14 protein-coding genes and 1 other annotated feature are annotated in these 17,925 nt (G+C 38.2%); of the genes, 12 read left to right on the forward strand and 2 right to left on the reverse strand.

The genetic code is table 11. The annotated features are described in order from the left end of the window. Positions 1-103: 103 nt before the first annotated feature. Together TY13_RS08645 and TY13_RS08650 are read right to left on the reverse strand one after the other, a co-directional pair. The gene (locus TY13_RS08645; RefSeq protein ID WP_042474453.1) at positions 104-673 is read right to left on the reverse strand and encodes a tRNA (mnm(5)s(2)U34)-methyltransferase; all 570 of its coding nucleotides are present in this window, start codon (positions 671-673) and stop codon (positions 104-106) included. Then, positions 670-1,620: a TIGR01212 family radical SAM protein gene (locus TY13_RS08650; protein ID WP_042474455.1), complete on the reverse strand. Its 951-nt coding sequence runs from the start codon at positions 1,618-1,620 to the stop codon at positions 670-672. Before TY13_RS08650 ends, TY13_RS08645 begins: the two co-directional genes overlap by 4 nt. A gap of 203 nt (positions 1,621-1,823) precedes the next feature. Here TY13_RS08650 and TY13_RS08655 point away from each other — a divergent pair, with 203 nt between their 5' ends. The 12 genes from TY13_RS08655 to TY13_RS08710 all read left to right on the forward strand — a co-directional run bounded on the left by TY13_RS08655 (position 1,824) and on the right by TY13_RS08710 (position 17,915). Further along, positions 1,824-2,993 (forward strand): MDR family MFS transporter, encoded by a 1,170-nt coding sequence (locus tag TY13_RS08655; RefSeq protein WP_042474458.1) that lies wholly within the window; start codon positions 1,824-1,826, stop codon positions 2,991-2,993. 47 nt (positions 2,994-3,040) lie between these two features. Next, positions 3,041-3,248: a binding site (T-box leader), on the forward strand. 98 nt (positions 3,249-3,346) lie between these two features. After that, positions 3,347-5,761 carry a leucine--tRNA ligase gene (gene leuS, locus TY13_RS08660; RefSeq protein WP_042474460.1) on the forward strand — a complete coding sequence of 805 codons (2,415 nt, stop codon included), beginning with the start codon at positions 3,347-3,349 and terminating at the stop codon, positions 5,759-5,761. Between the two features lie 132 nt (positions 5,762-5,893). Continuing rightward, on the forward strand, positions 5,894-7,078 hold the full coding sequence (locus TY13_RS08665) for a class I SAM-dependent rRNA methyltransferase (RefSeq protein ID WP_042475720.1): 1,185 nt from the start codon (positions 5,894-5,896) through the stop codon (positions 7,076-7,078). Positions 7,079-7,090: 12 nt separating this feature from the next. Then, positions 7,091-7,279 carry a hypothetical protein gene (locus TY13_RS08670; RefSeq protein ID WP_042474464.1) on the forward strand — a complete coding sequence of 63 codons (189 nt, stop codon included), beginning with the start codon at positions 7,091-7,093 and terminating at the stop codon, positions 7,277-7,279. Positions 7,280-7,363: 84 nt separating this feature from the next. Next, positions 7,364-8,431 carry a PQQ-dependent sugar dehydrogenase gene (locus TY13_RS08675; RefSeq protein WP_042474466.1) on the forward strand — a complete coding sequence of 356 codons (1,068 nt, stop codon included), beginning with the start codon at positions 7,364-7,366 and terminating at the stop codon, positions 8,429-8,431. A gap of 721 nt (positions 8,432-9,152) precedes the next feature. After that, positions 9,153-10,613, forward strand: coding sequence for an aminotransferase class I/II-fold pyridoxal phosphate-dependent enzyme (locus tag TY13_RS08680; protein WP_042474469.1), 1,461 nt, complete (start codon positions 9,153-9,155; stop codon positions 10,611-10,613). 1 nt (position 10,614) lies between these two features. Continuing rightward, positions 10,615-11,481, forward strand: coding sequence for a polyamine aminopropyltransferase (gene speE, locus TY13_RS08685; RefSeq protein WP_042474472.1), 867 nt, complete (start codon positions 10,615-10,617; stop codon positions 11,479-11,481). A 1-nt stretch (position 11,482) separates the two neighbouring features. Beyond that, positions 11,483-12,682, forward strand: coding sequence for a saccharopine dehydrogenase family protein (locus TY13_RS08690; RefSeq protein WP_042474475.1), 1,200 nt, complete (start codon positions 11,483-11,485; stop codon positions 12,680-12,682). Positions 12,683-12,684: 2 nt separating this feature from the next. Next, complete coding sequence (gene nspC, locus TY13_RS08695; RefSeq protein WP_042475724.1) at positions 12,685-13,812, forward strand: carboxynorspermidine decarboxylase; 1,128 nt, start codon at positions 12,685-12,687, stop codon at positions 13,810-13,812. Between the two features lie 545 nt (positions 13,813-14,357). Continuing rightward, complete coding sequence (locus tag TY13_RS08700; RefSeq protein WP_042474477.1) at positions 14,358-15,953, forward strand: glutathione ABC transporter substrate-binding protein; 1,596 nt, start codon at positions 14,358-14,360, stop codon at positions 15,951-15,953. 132 nt (positions 15,954-16,085) lie between these two features. Beyond that, positions 16,086-17,009, forward strand: coding sequence for a nickel ABC transporter permease (gene nikB / locus TY13_RS08705; RefSeq protein WP_042474479.1), 924 nt, complete (start codon positions 16,086-16,088; stop codon positions 17,007-17,009). Positions 17,010-17,021: 12 nt separating this feature from the next. Next, positions 17,022-17,915 carry an ABC transporter permease gene (locus TY13_RS08710; RefSeq protein WP_042474482.1) on the forward strand — a complete coding sequence of 298 codons (894 nt, stop codon included), beginning with the start codon at positions 17,022-17,024 and terminating at the stop codon, positions 17,913-17,915. Positions 17,916-17,925 lie beyond the last annotated feature (10 nt).

The raw sequence follows: 17,925 nt of genomic DNA on the forward strand, positions 1-17,925 counted from the left end.
ACCTGATTCGCCCATTAAATATACAAATTTGCCCAATAAAAAGCTATTTTCGCCCGCAAACAGGGGAGATTCGCTCATTAAAGTGTCATTTCCGCCCGCAAAATTACATTTCCTTCATTTTCTCCAATGCAATAACAAACGGAGGGGTGTTCTGCTGGTTTAAAAATTCATAACGCAGGACGTGCACATATTTTTGGGGCAAGCTGCTAACATAACGAAGCACCTCATCACGTTCCTCAGCTCCACCTTCATGCCCATGGTAAATAACAAGAACAATAATACCGCCTACTTTTAATAGTTGTAAAAGTGATTCTAATGCTGTGATTGTTGTGTTCGGCTTTGTAATAATGGAATGGTCGCTACCGGGTAAATAGCCTAGATTAAAAATCGCTCCTGCTACAGGCTTTGAGACATATTTTGCAATGTTTTCATGCCCATCTTTCAGAACGAGGGCGCGGTGCTCCAACGCATTGTCCAATAGACGATGCAGTGTTGCATCAACAGCCTCTTTTTGCACATCAAATGCGTAGACGTAACCGTCGTCTCCAACTAGTTCAGCTAAAAATAATGTGTCATGCCCATTGCCAGCAGTTGCATCGACGGCGATATCACCTTCTTGAATAGCGTCTGCTAAAAGACTTTGTGCATATTGTAAAACGCGTTGTAGTTTCATAAAATTTTATCCACCTTATAAAGTTTGCCTTGCCATGTATCGCGACGCTCTAATTCTGCATCAATGCCGTTTAAGACACTCCATTTATTGACGCTCCACATTGGACCAATCATTAAATCAATAGGGCCGTCCCCAGTAATGCGTTGTACAACCATGTCGGGTGGAAGTACCTCAAGTTGATCCACAACGAGCTTTATATAATCATCTTGTTCCATAAATTGCAGTAACCCTTTTTCGTATTGCTTTACTAAAGGTGTGCCTTTTAATAAATGGAGCAAATGAATTTTAATTCCTTGCACATCAAGTTTCGCAACTTCACGCGCTGTTTCCAGCATCATATCGTAAGTTTCTAGGGGTAGGCCATTAATTATGTGCGTGACAATGCGGATATTATGGCGGCGTAGCTTTTCCACGCCTTCTACATAGGTCGCATAGTCGTGTGCACGATTAATTAAATTAGCCGTTTTTTCATGCACGGTTTGTAAGCCAAGCTCCACCCATAAATAAGTGCGCTTATTTAATTCCGCTAAATATTCCACTACGTCATCTGGAAGACAATCTGGGCGAGTCGCAATACTTATGCCCATTACGCCTTCACAGGCAAGAGCAGCTTCGAACTTTTCCTTTAGCACTTCCAGTGGTGCATGTGTATTTGTATACGCTTGGAAATAGGCCATCGTTAAGCCGTCTTTCCATTTATGCTGCATTTTTGCTTTGATTTTTTCAAATTGAACAGGGATGGGGTCAATTTTATTACCCGCAAAATCGCCACTGCCAGCTACTGAACAAAATGTACAACCACCAAAAGCAACCGTACCATCACGGTTTGGGCAATCAAAGCCCGCATCTAAGGCTACTTTGTAAACTTTTTGTCCGAATTCGTTACGCAAATAACGATTCCATGTATAGTAACGTTTCCCATCAGAAGGGAAGGGGAAATTTATCATCGTTGTCACTCCTCTAAACAATGATTGTAACACGCATTGACAGGCTGAAAAACTTTTTCTTGTAAGTTTTGCAAAATAGGCATAGACTAATATTTCGGATATGGAATTATATAATTAGAGAACGATTTGTATCTAATTATTATTTTGAGATTGAAATTTCTCCATCACATAAAAGGATGGATAGTAAATAAGGAGGAGAAAATGTGCCGAAACAAGTATGGTATTTAGTAATAGGGATGTTTCTCAACACGGTCGGAAGCTCCTTTCTATGGCCACTAAATAGTATATATATTCATAATCACCTTGGCAAAACGTTAACGATTGCAGGACTTGTTTTAATGTTTAACTCATTAGCTGCGGTTGTCGGTAATTTATTAGGTGGTTATTTATTTGATAGAATCGGTGGCTTTAAAACAATTGTCATCGGAGTAACTTTAAATACCATTACGTTAGGGCTGCTCATGTTTTGGCATGATTGGTGGCCGTATGTTATTTTTTTAACGATTATTGGATTTAGTGGTGGAGTTGTTTTTCCGGCGATGTATGCATTAATCGGTGCTGCATGGCCAGAGGGCGGACGCAAAGCCTTTAATACATTGTTTTTATCAAATAATGTAGGGGTGGCGATTGGTCCAGCGTTAGCAGGCTTTATAGCAGATTACAAATTTGAATTTGTGTTTGGTGGAAACTTCTTTACATATTTAATCTTTTTCCTTCTTGTTGTGACGACATATAAGCGCTTTGATACAAAGGGTATGGCGCCGAAAAATGTTATCGCAGAAAGGGGAGGTAGAGAGTCAAAAGCAGGGCTGTATGCTCTATTAACTTTATGTATTGCTTTAGTATTATGCTGGATGTCTTATTCTCAGTGGAGTGCGACAATTTCCTCGTATACGCAAGGTTTAGGTATGACATTATCGCAATATAGTTTAATTTGGACGATTAATGGCTTATTGGTTGTCGGTTTCCAACCAATTATTCGACCGCTCGTACGCCGTTGGGAAAAGAAGCTAAAACACCAGCTTGTATTAGGGCTTGTGTTAATGTCGTTTTCTTTCTGCATCGTTGCCGTTGCAGAAGAATTTAAAATATTTGCTACTGCAATGGTCATTTTAACGCTAGGGGAAGTATTTTTCACGCCTGTTATTCCGACGATTGCCAATCACCTTGCCCCAAAAGGTCGACAAGGCTTTTATCAAGGGATTGTTAATAGTGCAACGACAATAGGGCGTATGATTGGCCCGTTATTTGGTGGTTTGATGGTCGATTTATTTGATATGCAAACATTAATGTGGAGTTTAGTTGTATTATTGCTTGTTGCGATTATTCCTGCATGCGCATGGCGTGCAAAGAATGTTGAAAATACTAAATAAAAGACTTGTGCTTTCTAGCTAATTCCATTAGAATGAAGGCATTATATACAACGACTATGACAAGGAGTAGTAAATTTCGACACTTTTTAGAGAGCTAGCGGCTGGTGTGAGCTAGCAAGTGAACAAATTGAACTCGCCTTTGAGTTTGCTTTTAGATACCTAAAAGCCGTGTTTTCGCGTTAAGAAGCTGGAGCTGAGTGCAGTGTCACTAATTTGGGTGGTACCGCGGGAGTCAAATTTACTCTCGTCCCTTTCTACGGAAGGGGGCGAGTTTTTTATTTTTCTAAAAATTCTGTCACTTCTGTTTGGACGCTAGAAAACAAGTCGATACTATTATTTTGAGGAGGAATAATATGAGTTTCAATCATCAGGAAATTGATAAGAAATGGCAAAAATATTGGGCAGATAACAAGACATTTAAAACGGTGAATGATAATAATAAGCCGAAATTCTTTGCGCTAGATATGTTCCCGTATCCATCAGGTGCAGGTTTACACGTAGGGCATCCACTTGGTTATATTGCAACAGATATTTTAAGCTCATTTAAGCGTATGCAAGGCTATAATGTGCTACATCCAATGGGCTGGGATGCTTTCGGTTTACCAGCAGAGCAATATGCACTTGATACAGGAAATGACCCTGCAGAGTTTACAGCAAAAAATATTGCGACATTTAAGCGCCAAATGAATGATTTAGGCTTTTCTTACGATTGGGATCGCGAAGTAAATACAACAGATCCTAAATATTATAAATGGACACAATGGATTTTTATCCAATTATTTAATCGTGGCTTAGCGTATGTAGATGAGGTGCCTGTAAACTGGTGTCCTGCATTAGGTACGGTACTAGCAAATGAGGAAGTAATCGACGGTAAATCAGAGCGTGGTGGACACCCTGTAGAGCGTCGTCCAATGCGTCAATGGATTTTACGTATTACTGAATATGCGGACCGTCTGTTAGAGGATTTAGATGAGCTTGATTGGCCTGAAAGTTTAAAAGAAATGCAACGCAACTGGATTGGTCGCTCAGAAGGTGCTGAAGTAACGTTTAAAATCGATGGCACAGAGCATACATTTGATGTTTTCACAACGCGTCCTGATACGCTATTTGGTGCAACATATGCAGTTTTAGCACCAGAGCATAAATTAGTTGCTGAAATTACAACAGCTGAGCAACAAGAGCAAGTAGATGCTTATATTGAGAAAGTAAAAACAAAATCTGACCTTGAGCGTACAGATTTAGCGAAGGAAAAAACAGGTGTATTCACAGGTGCATATGCAGTTAACCCAATTAACGGCGAAAAAATGCCTGTATGGATTGCTGACTATGTATTAGCTTCATATGGTACAGGTGCAATTATGGCAGTACCAGCTCATGATGAGCGCGATTATGAATTCGCTAAAGAATTTGGTTTAGAAATCAAAGAAGTGCTTGCAGGCGGAGATATTTCGAAGGAAGCATTTACAGGTGACGGCGAGCATATTAATTCTGATTTCTTAAATGGCTTAAATAAAGAAGATGGCATTGCAAAAGCAATTGCTTGGTTAGAGGAAAATGGTGTTGGTGAGAAGAAAATTTCTTACCGCCTACGTGACTGGTTATTCTCACGCCAACGTTATTGGGGAGAGCCAATCCCTGTTATTCATTGGGAAGATGGCACAATGACAACTGTTCCTGAGGCAGAGTTACCATTAATGTTACCAAAAACAAATGATATTCGTCCAAGTGGTACAGGTGAATCGCCATTAGCGAATATTGAAGAATGGGTAAATGTAGTAGATGCTGCAACAGGCAAAAAAGGTCGTCGTGAAACAAATACGATGCCACAATGGGCAGGTAGCTGCTGGTACTACTTACGTTATATTGACCCAGATAATGATGAAATGATTATTGACCCAGAGCTAGCAAAACGCTGGTTACCAGTTGATATTTATGTAGGCGGAGCAGAACATGCGGTACTTCACTTACTATACGCTCGCTTCTGGCATAAAGTGCTATATGATATTGGTGTTGTGCATACGAAAGAGCCGTTCCAAAAGCTATTCAACCAAGGCATGATTTTAGGCGAAAATAATGAAAAAATGTCTAAATCAAAAGGCAATGTAATTAATCCAGATGATATTGTTACATCACATGGTGCAGATACACTACGCCTTTATGAAATGTTTATGGGACCACTTGATGCATCAAAAGCATGGTCAACAAATGGCTTAGACGGTGCACGTCGATTCTTAGATCGCATTTGGCGTTTATTCATCGATGATAACGGTGCAGTTAGCAGCAAAATCGTTGATACGAACGATGGCAAACTAGAGCTTGTCTACCACCAAACAGTGAAAAAGGTGACAGAGGACTTTGAAGCAATGCATTACAATACAGCTATTTCACAAATGATGGTATTTATTAATGAATGCTACAAAGTAGATGCTGTGCCAAAACAGTATGTTGAAGGCTTCGTACAATTACTTTCGCCAATTGCTCGTCATATCGCAGAGGAGCTATGGGAAAAATTTGGTCACACAGAAACAATTACGTACTCTACATGGCCAACGTTTGACCCAGCAAAACTTGTGGAAGATGAAGTAGAAGTTGTTGTACAGGTGCTAGGAAAAGTCCGTGCGAAAGTAAAAGTCGCAAAGGATATTTCAAAAGAAGACCTAGAAGCTGCGGCACTAGCAGATGAAAAAGTACAAGAATTTATCGCAGGCAAAGATGTTGTAAAAGTAATCGTAATCCCAGGTAAATTAGTTAATATCGTTGTGAAGTAATGAAAAAATCAGCCGCCTCCCTTGTGGAGGTTGGCTGATTTTTTATGGAGAAGCGCTCAAATAGCAATGAGAATCGCACAAAATCATAAAGCATGTCATAATAAAGAAATGACAAAGATAAAGGATGACGACATGACAACATTATTAATTAAAGAAAACTATGTGAAAGAATTAAAAAATGGCTACCCATTGATTTTAAAGGATGCAGTGGAAAATGCCGAAACTTCAATTGAAGAAGGAACGCTTGTGCAGTTAATGGACAAGCAAGGGCAATACATTGCAACAGGCTATTACGGTATACAAAATAAAGGGATTGGCTGGGTATTATCGCGTAAAGAAAATGAACAAATTGATACAGCTTTTTTTGTTAAGAAAATTCGTGAGGCAGTGACGCGTCGGGTAAGCTTTTTTGAGGCAGATGATACAACTGCTTTTCGGGTTTTTAATGGGGAAGGAGATGGTATCGGTGGCTTAACAATTGATTTCTTTAATGGCTTTTATATGATCAGTTGGTATAGTGAGGGTATCTATGCTTTCAACCAGAATGTCTATGCAGCACTCGCTGAGGTTGTTAATGCGCGAGGCGTTTACGAGAAAAAGCGCTTTAATGTGAACGGGCAGTATGTGGAGCAGGATGATTATGTGTCGGGCGAAAAGGGTGAGTTTCCGCTTATTATTAAGGAGAACGGGATGAGCTATGCGGTAGATTTGAATGATGGGGCAATGACTGGTATTTTCCTTGACCAACGTAATGTACGTAAGGCGCTACGTGATACATATGCTGCAGGGAAAACGGTGCTCAATACTTTTTCTTACACAGGGGCGTTTTCTGTTGCTGCGGCACTTGGTGGTGCAATAAAAACAACGAGTGTTGATTTAGCAAAACGTAGCTTGCCGAAAACAATTGAACAATTTAGTGTCAACGCGATTGATTATGAGGCACAGGATATTAAGGTGATGAATGTTTTTGATTACTTTAACTATGCAGCACGACATCAATTAACATTCGATGTTGTGGTACTCGACCCACCAAGCTTTGCTCGCACGAAAAAAATGACGTTTAGCACAGCGAAGGATTATCCAAAATTGCTGAAAGATGCACTTGCGATTACAGCGGAAAATGGTGTTATCATTGCCTCAACGAATAATGCGAGCTTTAATATGAAAAAATTCAAAACCTTTATTGATAAAGCATTTAAAGATGCCAATAAGCGTTATAAAATTTTAGAACAGCATCAATTGCCAGAGGATTTTCAAGTGCCACACAATTATCCGGAATTTAATTATTTGAAAGTCGTTTTTATTCAAGTACTATAGGAGGAAATTTCGATGAAATATAATAAAAATACAATGCTAAAATTAATTAATGAGCATCGTGAACTGCATGATGAGCTAAAGGCCATCAAAAAAGAGATGGGCTTAGATAAAACCGCTGCTGTTAAGGCACTTTACCATTCTGTTGTAGCAGATGGAGGACGCTTTATGCAGGATTATCAGGATTTGGAAAAGCTGAAATAAAGAACAGTTATTATGTCTCAGTACAATTGCATTTATTAAAAATTGGCGGAATTGATAAAAAGTAAAAATTAGCGAGGTGTGTGGATGAGAAACTTCAAAAGCTTCTATTTGCTAGGTGTTTTATTACTTGCAGGCTGTGCCTTAGAAGAACAACCAAAGCAACAGCCGAATGTTTTACATGAGCAGAAAAAAGAAGAACAGCAAGTAATTGCAGAAAACTTGGAAGCACCTTGGGCAATCGCAAAATTAGGAGATACTTTTTATATTACAGAACGAACTGGAAGCATTGCTAAAATTGAAAGTGGAAAAATGGAACGCCAGCGAGTGGTGCTTGAAAAAGAGTTGGCAACGGCATCGGAGGCTGGACTATTAGGCTTTGTGCTTGCTCCAGACTTCCAAGATTCTCATTTAGCCTATGCTTATTATACTTATGTAGATGAGATAGGGCAGTTTAACCGTATTATTACGCTTTATTTAGATGATGATGTTTGGTATGAAATAGATGTACTTGTCGATCAAATTCCGAGTGGGACATACCATCATGGTGGGCGTATAAAAATTGGGCCTGATCAAAAGCTTTATGCGACCGCAGGTGATGCATCAGAAGCGAGCTTAGCCCAAAATCTCGATTCATTCGGTGGAAAAATTTTAAGGATGAATTTGGATGGTTCCATCCCTGAGGATAATCCATTTGATAGTTCTTATATTTACAGCTACGGTCATCGCAATTCACAAGGGCTTAGCTGGTTGCCTGATGGGACGTTGTACGCTAGTGAGCATGGTAATGCAAAAAACGATGAAATCAATCAAATACAAGCAGGACAAAATTATGGTTGGCCTATCATTGAAGGAAATGCAACACAACAAGGAATGATTTCTCCACTATTTACTTCAGGTAATGAAACAACTTGGGCTCCTTCTGGAATGGATTACTATGATGGGAAATTATATGTTGCAGCATTAAGAGGCAAAGCAATTTTAGCATTCAATCTTGAAACTGGAAATTATGAAGAAGTAGTGACAGGGATTGGTAGAATTCGTGATGTATATGTAGAAGGTGATACGCTTTACTTTATTAGCAATAATACGGATGGACGCGGTGATCCACAGAAGCAGGATGATAAATTATATAAAATTTTGCTCTCCCATTGAGAAAAAAGAAGTGCCTATTTTCGTGACCGATTTAAATTTTCACAGTAAAAGGATATTTCCTAAGGTATAAAAAATGTATAAATGCCCTTCCTGCAATCAAATTGTAACAATTGTTGGAAAGCTTGATATAATAATAATTATAGATTGTCGTTTTGTATTTTTAATGCTCTCTTCAAAAAAATCTACCTAATATAATTGACAAACAAAACATGCATTGTTAAACTGAACGAGTTGTTAAATTGGAAAGCCAATATTCAAGAAAGAGTCTTTCCAGCAAATACTTTTTGACCACTTTCGGTAAGCTTCATTTGCTGAGGAAAGTTAAGGCCATACGGACAGCCGGGTCAACTGCCGACTGGCAACGTTAAGTTGCTTTATTGATTGAGTTAGAAGCTCAAATTTTATAAGTTGGTTACTTTACAACCAGTGTAGAAATGCACATCAACTTGTGAAACGGTCAATAAGAGTAGTAAAAGTAATTATTTGCTATATAGACTCTAAAAAAACCTATTCGGTTATGTATGAATATTGAAAAGACTTTCCTCTTAGCAGTGCTACGAGTCTGTTTGCGCCTGCTAAAAATAATGAGGTTTATTACAAAGATTCTTTTCGAATATATGAATACATACAAAAGCAAGTGATGGTGTAATTACCGTTCACTTGCTTTTTTTGCATGGAACGGTGTTGCACGCATGATGAAAATGGGAGAGGTGAAAAATGGATGAGTACGCGATTGTCACAGCATGATGCGCCGATTTACGATGCGCTACAACAATTTAAGAGCAAGCGCATTGTACCATTCGATGTACCAGGGCATAAACGTGGGCGCGGCAACCCTGAATTAACGGCATTTTTAGGTGAGCAATGTGTCAGTGTCGATGTCAATTCGATGAAGCCGCTAGATAATTTATGCCATCCTGTATCAGTAATTAAAGATGCAGAAGAGTTAGCAGCAGAAGCATTTGGTGCAGCTCATGCCTTTTTCATGGTGAATGGTACAACCTCAGCTGTACAATCAATGATTTTAACGGCATGTAAGCGGGGAGATAAAATTATTTTGCCACGCAATGTACATCGTAGTGTTATTAATGCTTTGGTTGTATGTGGAGCAGAACCAGTGTATGTTAATCCAGATATGGACTACAAGCTTGGTATCGCACTAGGAATGAAAATTTCGCAAGTAGAAAAAGCGATTAAAGAAAATCCAGACGCAAAAGCAATTTTAGTAAACAACCCAACATATTATGGCATTTGTTCAGATTTACAAGGGATTGTTAAGCTAGCACATGAAAATGGGATGCTTGTACTTGTTGATGAAGCACATGGTACACATTTTTACTTTGGTGAAAATATGCCGATTACTGCAATGGCAGCTGGTGCTGATATGGCAGCAGTAAGCATGCATAAATCCGGTGGGAGCTTAACACAAAGTTCATTTTTATTGATGGGACCAGCTATCAATGTTGGCTATGCGCGTCAAATTGTCAATTTAACGCAAACGACAAGCGGCTCTTATTTATTATTATCAAGTTTAGATTTATCACGTCGTAATTTAGCTTTAAATGGCAAGGAGATTTTTGCGCATGTAACGAGCTTATCGCAATATGCACGCGATGAAATTAACAAAATCGGTGACTATTATGCATATTCGAGCGAGCTGATTAATGGTGATAGCATATACGATTTTGATGCTACAAAGCTGTCAGTTCATACTTTGGATATCGGTTTAGCAGGTATTGAGGTTTACGATATTTTACGAGACGAATACGATATTCAAATCGAATTTGGCGATATTGGAAATATTTTGGCGTATGTTTCTGTAGGGGATCGCGAGCGAGACATTGAGCGACTTGTTAGTGCGCTTGCTGAAATTCGCCGTCGCTACAAAACAGACAAGGCTGGGCTTATTACACAGGAATATATTGATCCACAAGTAATTACAACACCACAATATGCTTTTTATGCGGAAAAAGAGTTGCTACCTTTACGTGAAACAATTGGGCGAGTTTGTAGTGAATTTGTTATGTGCTACCCACCAGGCATTCCGATTTTAGCACCAGGTGAAAAAATTACCCAGGAAATTGTCGAATATATTGAATATGCGAAAGAGAAGGACTGCACAATTATCGGTCCAGAGGATTTAGAAATTGCACGACTCAACGTGTTAACGGAGGTGCGATAGGATGGATTTATGGTTTAGCGAAAGCCATACACCGAATGTACGATTGTCGATTAAAGTAGATAAACAACTTTATAGCGCTCAAAGTGAGTTTCAACGTATTGATGTGTTTGAGTCAGAGGAATTTGGACGCTTTCTCACATTGGATGGTTTTATGATGCTAACGGAGAAGGATGAATTTATTTATCACGAGATGATTACACATGTTCCAATGTCAGTTCACCCAAATCCCAAAAAGGTATTAATTATTGGAGCGGGCGATGGTGGTGTTGTACGTGAGCTTGTGCAATATCAATCAATCGAGCATATTGATTTAGTCGAAATTGATGAGATGGTTATTGAAGCGGCCAAGAAATACTTACCGCAAACAGCAAGCAAGCTTGATGACCCTCGCGTTCATATCCATATTGAGGATGGTTTAAAATATATCCGCTTTTGTGAAAATGAATACGATATTATTATCGTTGATTCAACTGATCCATTTGGACCAGGTGAAGGTTTATTTACAAGAGAATTTTATGGTAGCTGTTATAAAGCGTTAAAAGAAGATGGCATCATGGTTAATCAGCATGAAAGCCCATTTTATGATGAGGATGTTGCTGCAATGCAGCGTGCACATCAGCGCATTATTGAATGTTTTCCAATTAGTCGTGTGTATCAAGCGCATATCCCAACATATCCGTCAGGGCACTGGTTATTTGGCTTTGCATCAAAAAAATATCATCCAGTAAAAGATATGAATGCGAGTGTTTGGAAATCGAATAATATTGCAACAAAATATTATAATTCCAACCTGCATAAAGGTTCATTCTATTTACCGAATTACGTACAAAAATTATTAACAGAAGTTGAAAATAAAGGAGACGAATAAAATGGCAAAAGCATTAATTATTGGAGCAGGCGGCGTTGCGTCTGTAGCAGTACATAAATGTGTACAAAACAGCGAGGTATTTGAGGAAATTTGTATCGCAAGTCGTACAAAATCAAAATGTGATGATTTAAAAGCAAAATTAGATGGCAAAGGTACAAAAATTACGACTGCACAAGTTGATGCAGACAATGTAGAGGAGCTAATCGCTTTAATTAACGAAGTGAAGCCTGATATCGTTATGAACCTTGCATTACCATATCAAGATTTAACAATCATGGATGCATGCTTAGCAACAAAAACACATTATATGGATACTGCAAACTATGAGCCAGAAGATACAGCGAAATTCGAATACAAATGGCAATGGGAATATCATGAGCGCTTTAAAGAAGCTGGCATTACAGCACTTTTAGGCTCAGGTTTTGACCCAGGCGTAACAGGCGTATTTACAGCACATGCCTTAAAGCATCATTTCGATGAAATCGAGTACATCGACATTTTAGACTGCAATGGTGGTGACCATGGCTACCCATTCGCAACAAACTTCAATCCAGAAATCAATATTCGTGAAGTATCAGCGAATGGTCGTTATTGGAAAGAAGGCGAGTGGATTGAAACTCAACCTATGGAAATTAAACGCGTCTACAACTTTGAAGAAGTTGGCGAAAAAGATATGTACTTGCTATACCATGAAGAACTTGAGTCATTAGCGAAAAACGTACCTGGCTTAAAGCAAATTCGCTTCTTCATGACATTCGGTCAAAGCTATTTAACACATTTAAAATGCTTAGAAAATGTAGGAATGACTTCAATCGAACCAATTATGTTTGAAGGCAAGGAAATTATTCCATTACAATTCTTAAAAGCGGTATTACCAGATCCAGCATCACTTGGACCACGTACAAAAGGTAAAACAAATATCGGCTGTATTTTCCGTGGTAAAAAAGATGGACAAGATAAAACTTATTACGTATACAATATTTGTGACCATGAAGCATGTTACGCAGAGGTTGGTTCACAAGCGGTTTCTTACACAACAGGTGTACCTGCAATGATTGGTGCGATGTTAGTTGTCAATGGTGAGTGGAACAAACCAGGCGTTTACAATGTAGAAGAATTCAATCCAGATCCATACATGGATGCATTAAATAAATGGGGCTTACCTTGGAAAGAAAGCTTCAATCCGGAGTTAGTTGACTAATGATGAAATTTGAACAAGTACCAACACCAAGCTACGTTGTAGATGAAGTGCTGATTGAAAATAATTTGAAAATTTTACATGGCGTTATGGAACGTACAGGCTGTAAAATTATTTTAGCTCAAAAAGCTTTTTCGATGTTTTCATTATATCCATTAATCGGAAAATATTTAAGCGGTACAGCAGCAAGTGGTTTATATGAAGCTAGACTTGGTCATGAAGAAATGGGCAAGGAAAATCATGTATTTTCACCTGCTTATCGTGAGGACGAAATCGATGAAATTATTGAACTTTGCGATCATGTTGTTTTTAATTCCTTTACGCAAGTAGAGAAATACGGGGCAAAGGTACGTGCGGCTGGTAAAAGTGTAGGTTTGCGTATTAACCCCGAGTGCTCAACGCAAGAGGGGCAAGAAATTTATGACCCTTGTGCACGTGGTTGTCGTTTCGGTGTAACATTAAAGCATTTCAAACCAGAGCTTTTGGATCAAATTGATGGTATTCATTTCCACACGTTATGCGAGCAAGATTCCGATGCGTTGGCCGTGACACTTGAAGCAGTGGAAGAAAAATTTGGTCAATGGTTGCCACAAATGAAATGGATTAATTTCGGTGGAGGACATCATATTACACGCGAAGGCTATAATATTGAGCTTCTTGAATCTTGTATTACACGCATGCAGGAGAAGTATGGGCTTCAAGTATATTTAGAGCCTGGCGAAGCGATTGCCTACAGAGCAGGTTACTTAGTAACAACAGTTTTAGAAACGCTAGAAAACGGTATGGAGCTAGCTATTTTAGATACATCAGCATCTTGTCATATGCCAGATGTACTTGAAATGCCGTATCGACCACCGCTACAAAATTCGGGTACAGTAGGCGAAAAGCCTTATGCTTATCGATTAGGGGGACCAACTTGCTTAGCAGGTGACGTTATTGGTGATTATTCATTCGATCAGCCACTAGCAGTAGGAGATCGTCTTGTATTCGAAGATATGGCAATTTACTCAATGGTAAAAAACAATACATTTAATGGAATGGCTTTACCTGCGATTGTTATTCAAGATGCAAATGGTGAATGCCGTATTCAAAAGCAATTTAGCTACGAAGACTTTAAAGGTCGACTTTCTTAATTTTAGAAGGGGCTGTCGGGAAAGATAAAACTTTCCTAACAGCTCCTTTTTTATCCCATATTAACAGGCTGTACTTCAGTAAAAATCGAGATGCTGAAGTGGGGAATGAGGAAAATCTCCACTGATTGAAGGTTCACTTTATCTTGATTGAGAGAATGTTTGTACATCTACTGAAACAGATGAAAATGCAATAACGACTGAGTGACGAACATCATGCAGTCCTAAAAATACAGTAGGTGTCATATATTTTGAAAAAAACCTAGGTAATAATTATTGTGTGTAGTAACAACTTTAAGTTAACTTCAGCTTATAAGCTAGTTGCAAAAATTATGGCATATTTGCTATTAGCTAAAAATTTTTCTGAATTTTTAAATTAATCTATTGAATTAAAATATTAAATATAGTATTGTACATTTTAAGCAAGAAAAGCGTTTTCATTTTTTTATTTATTTATTTTCGTCAGTGGAACAAATAAGTTTTATGGTATTTTTATTTCTGCTTAATGTAGAAATATTTATATAAAACAAAAAGGGGGAGTAAAGAAGATGCATCATATGAAAAAAATATTATTTTTATTTGCTTGTGCGCTGTTGTTAGTTGCATGTTCTTCTAACAATGAAGGAAGCAAAGGAACAGATGGCTCGACAAATGCGGGAGCAGATAAGGGCGCAAGCTCCAACAGTAGTTCTTCAGATGAATTAGTTATTGCAGTAAATGAAAACTTTATTTCAATGGACCCTCATAATACTGGGGATACAAATTCAAATGCTGTACAGGCAGCGATGTTAGAAGGTCTATTAGGCTTTGATAATGATGGAAAAATTACAAAGGTACTTGCAGAAGATTATTCGGTTAGTGAAGATGCACTGGAGTATACATTTAAATTACGCCAAGGCGTAAAGTTCCATGATGGTGAAGCATTCAATGCTGAGGCTGTTAAGGTAAACATTGAACGTATTACAAATGATGAAAAGCTGAGACTTTACTCTCGTGGATTTAACTTAATAAAATCTGTAGAAATACTTAATGAATACGAAATTAAAGTCACACTAACAGAACCATACGGACCAATGATTACACGTTTTGGTGTTGCTAAAATGATTAGTCCAAAACATATTAAAGAAAACCTTGAAGAAATCCCGAAAGTACCTGTAGGAACAGGTCCTTACAAATTTGTTGAATGGGTACAAGGCGATCATTTGACAATGGAGCGTTTTGATGAATATTGGGATGGCAATGATCGAGTAGCAAAAGTTACATTTAAACCAGTACCAGAAAATGGTTCTCGTGTAGCGATGTTAAAAACGGGTGAGGCACATGCAATTTATCCAGTGCCTGCACAAAATATGCCAGAGCTAGAATCAAATAGCGATGTTAAAGTTACAACGGTACCATCTACAATTGCTCGCTATGTATCTTTAAATACATTTAAAGAGCCTTTAAATAATGAAAAGGTACGTCAGGCATTAAACTACGCTGTAAATAAAGAAGCATTTATTAAAGTAGTGAACTCAGGCTTAGGCACACAATTAGACTCAATTATCCCATCAAAAACAGTTTACTACAAACAGCAAACATCATTTGCATATGACGTAGAAAAAGCAAAAGCTTTATTAGCCGAAGCAGGCTATCCAGATGGCTTTGAAATTGAAATTTGGGGTAATACAAACTCAGATACGATGAAAGGTATGCAATTTATTCAACAACAATTAGCACCAATCGGTGTGAAAGTGGATATCAAGTCGATGGAGGAAGGTACACTATCTGATGAAATTTACGGAGCACAAACTCCTGAAGAAGCGAAGCTAATGATGTGGTATGTAAGCTGGTCTTCTTATGCATCAGACGTAACAAATGCAACAAAGCCTTTATTCCACAGCACTTCTTTCCCACCAAACAGTGCGAATACGGCTTATTATAACAATCCTATGGCAGACAAGTTAATGGATGAGGCGAATTCAACTTCTGATCAAGCAAAGCAAGCAGAATTATATGCGCAATTACAAGAGGAAGTATATGCAGATGCACCTTGGATTTTCTTAGGTGTTGATGAAATCGTCTATGGTGTTCGTTCAAATGTAAGCGGAGTTGAAGTAGGACCTGGCGGTGCTATTAGCGTACAAAACGCTAAAATAGACTGATGTAGTTTACAAGAGCGCGCCCACTATTCTTTTGTGAGGCGCACTCTTGTAAAAAAGTAGAAGGTTAAGGCTGTTTGGTGAGTAAAAGCTCGCTCTAAAGCTACCTCTTTAAAAGATTAGGAGGGGTTATCAGTGCTAAAATTTGTAGTGCGTAGGGTTATTGAGATAATTCCAATCTTAATTATTGTGTCAATGTTAACATTTCTCTTTATTCACTTAATTCCGGGAGACCCGGCTCGATTAGTTGCTGGTAAAGATGCAACAATGGAAGAGGTAGAAAATGTTAGGCACGAATTAGGACTCGATAAACCAATTGTTGTACAGTATGTCGATTATATGAAAAAGCTAGTAACAGGTGATTTAGGGACATCGCTAACAACAAGCTTACCTGTTATAGATATGTTTAAGTCACGATTTATGCCTTCGATTTACTTAACTTTTTTATCAATGATATGGGCGACGATTATTGGGCTACTTATCGGTGTTGTATCGGCGGTATTTAAAAATAAATGGCCAGACTATTTAGGTATGGTAACAGCTGTTTCAGGTATATCTTTACCCGGTTTTTGGCTAGGATTGCTGTTAATTCAGTTATTCTCAGTGCAATTGGGCTGGTTACCTACTGGAGGGATTGATAGTTTTAAAAGCTACATTTTGCCGTCATTGACATTAGGAGCAGGGATTATGTCGATGATTGCAAGATTTACACGCTCCTCCTTATTAGAAACAATGCAGGCTGATTTTATTCGTACTAGTAGGGCGAAAGGTTTAGCTGAAAGAACTGTTATTTTTGGGCATGCTTTAAGAAATTCCTTAATTTCTGTTGTAACAATTGCTGGCTTACAATTTGGTTTTTTACTTGGAGGTTCTGTTGTTGTAGAAACTGTTTTTAGTTTTCCAGGGATGGGGCGCCTTTTAATTGATTCTATATCTTTCAGGGACTATCCAGTTATACAATCAGCCATTTTATTATTTGCAGTAGAATTTATTATTGTCAATTTAATTGTGGATATTTTATACAAAGTTTTAAATCCAAAAATTCAATTGAATTCATAAGGGGGGAGCCAAATGTCAACAACGGTAATAGATTCGAAAAAAGCACAGCAGCCAGCCGCACAATATTCGCCACTGAAAGAGTTTTGGCGCAATTATAAAAAGAAAAAAGTGGCGTTGATTGCCAGTGTTTTTATTTTCCTTTTAATTGTTATTGCATTTATAGGTCCTTATATCGCGCCATACGATCCTTATGAACCAAACTATGATGCTATTTTAGAAGGTCCAAGTGCAGCCCATTTTGCTGGAACAGATGAATATGGACGAGATATTTTTAGTCGCTTGCTAGTAGGAACGAAAATTTCATTAACCGTAAGCTTTAGTGCGGTCTTTTTAGGATTAATTGCAGGGACAATTCTTGGGTTAATTAGCGGCTATTTTGGCGGTCGAGTTGATAAAGTTATTATGCGCTGCTGCGATGTATTTTTCTCTTTCCCAGATTTGCTCTTAGCCATTGCCATTGTAGCGATTTTAGGCCCAGGTATAAATAACGTGATTATTGCTGTTATGATTTTTAGTGTTCCATCATTTGCTCGTTTAGTACGCGGTGCGACACTTAGCGCAAAGGAAAATGTTTATGTAGAGGCTGCAAAATCAATGGGAGCTTCTCATACTCGTATTATTTTTAAGCATATTTTCCCTGAAACGATAAGTGAATTAATTATTTTTGTTACGATGCGAGTTGGTACAGCTATATTAGCTGCTTCAGGCTTAAGTTTCCTTGGCCTAGGTGCAAGTCCAGAAACGCCAGAATGGGGCGTTATGCTAAGTAGTGGACGAGATTATTTAGGAACAGCTTCACATGTAGTTCTTATGCCGGGTATTGCGATTTTCTTAACAGTTTTAGCATTCAATTTAATTGGTGATGGTTTACGAGATGTGCTTGATCCAAAAATAAAAAATAGTTAAGGAGCATACC

The organism is Bacillus ndiopicus (assembly GCF_000612805.1).
GTDB lineage: Bacteria > Bacillota > Bacilli > Bacillales_A > Planococcaceae > Metasolibacillus > Metasolibacillus ndiopicus.

Bases quoted from the DNA above. Each gene is read 5' to 3' on its own strand.
- TY13_RS08675 (WP_042474466.1), top strand. From the start codon at position 7,364: ATGAGAAACTTCAAAAGCTTCTATTTGCTAGGTGTTTTATTACTTGCA.
- speE (WP_042474472.1), top strand. From the start codon at position 10,615: ATGGATTTATGGTTTAGCGAAAGCCATACACCGAATGTACGATTGTCG.
- TY13_RS08670 (WP_042474464.1), top strand. From the start codon at position 7,091: ATGAAATATAATAAAAATACAATGCTAAAATTAATTAATGAGCATCGT.
- nspC (WP_042475724.1), top strand. From the start codon at position 12,685: ATGAAATTTGAACAAGTACCAACACCAAGCTACGTTGTAGATGAAGTG.
- TY13_RS08650 (WP_042474455.1), bottom strand. From the start codon at position 1,620: ATGATAAATTTCCCCTTCCCTTCTGATGGGAAACGTTACTATACATGG.
- TY13_RS08690 (WP_042474475.1), top strand. From the start codon at position 11,483: ATGGCAAAAGCATTAATTATTGGAGCAGGCGGCGTTGCGTCTGTAGCA.
- TY13_RS08645 (WP_042474453.1), bottom strand. From the start codon at position 673: ATGAAACTACAACGCGTTTTACAATATGCACAAAGTCTTTTAGCAGAC.
- TY13_RS08700 (WP_042474477.1), top strand. From the start codon at position 14,358: ATGCATCATATGAAAAAAATATTATTTTTATTTGCTTGTGCGCTGTTG.
- TY13_RS08710 (WP_042474482.1), top strand. From the start codon at position 17,022: ATGTCAACAACGGTAATAGATTCGAAAAAAGCACAGCAGCCAGCCGCA.
- TY13_RS08680 (WP_042474469.1), top strand. From the start codon at position 9,153: ATGAGTACGCGATTGTCACAGCATGATGCGCCGATTTACGATGCGCTA.
- leuS (WP_042474460.1), top strand. From the start codon at position 3,347: ATGAGTTTCAATCATCAGGAAATTGATAAGAAATGGCAAAAATATTGG.
- TY13_RS08665 (WP_042475720.1), top strand. From the start codon at position 5,894: ATGACAACATTATTAATTAAAGAAAACTATGTGAAAGAATTAAAAAAT.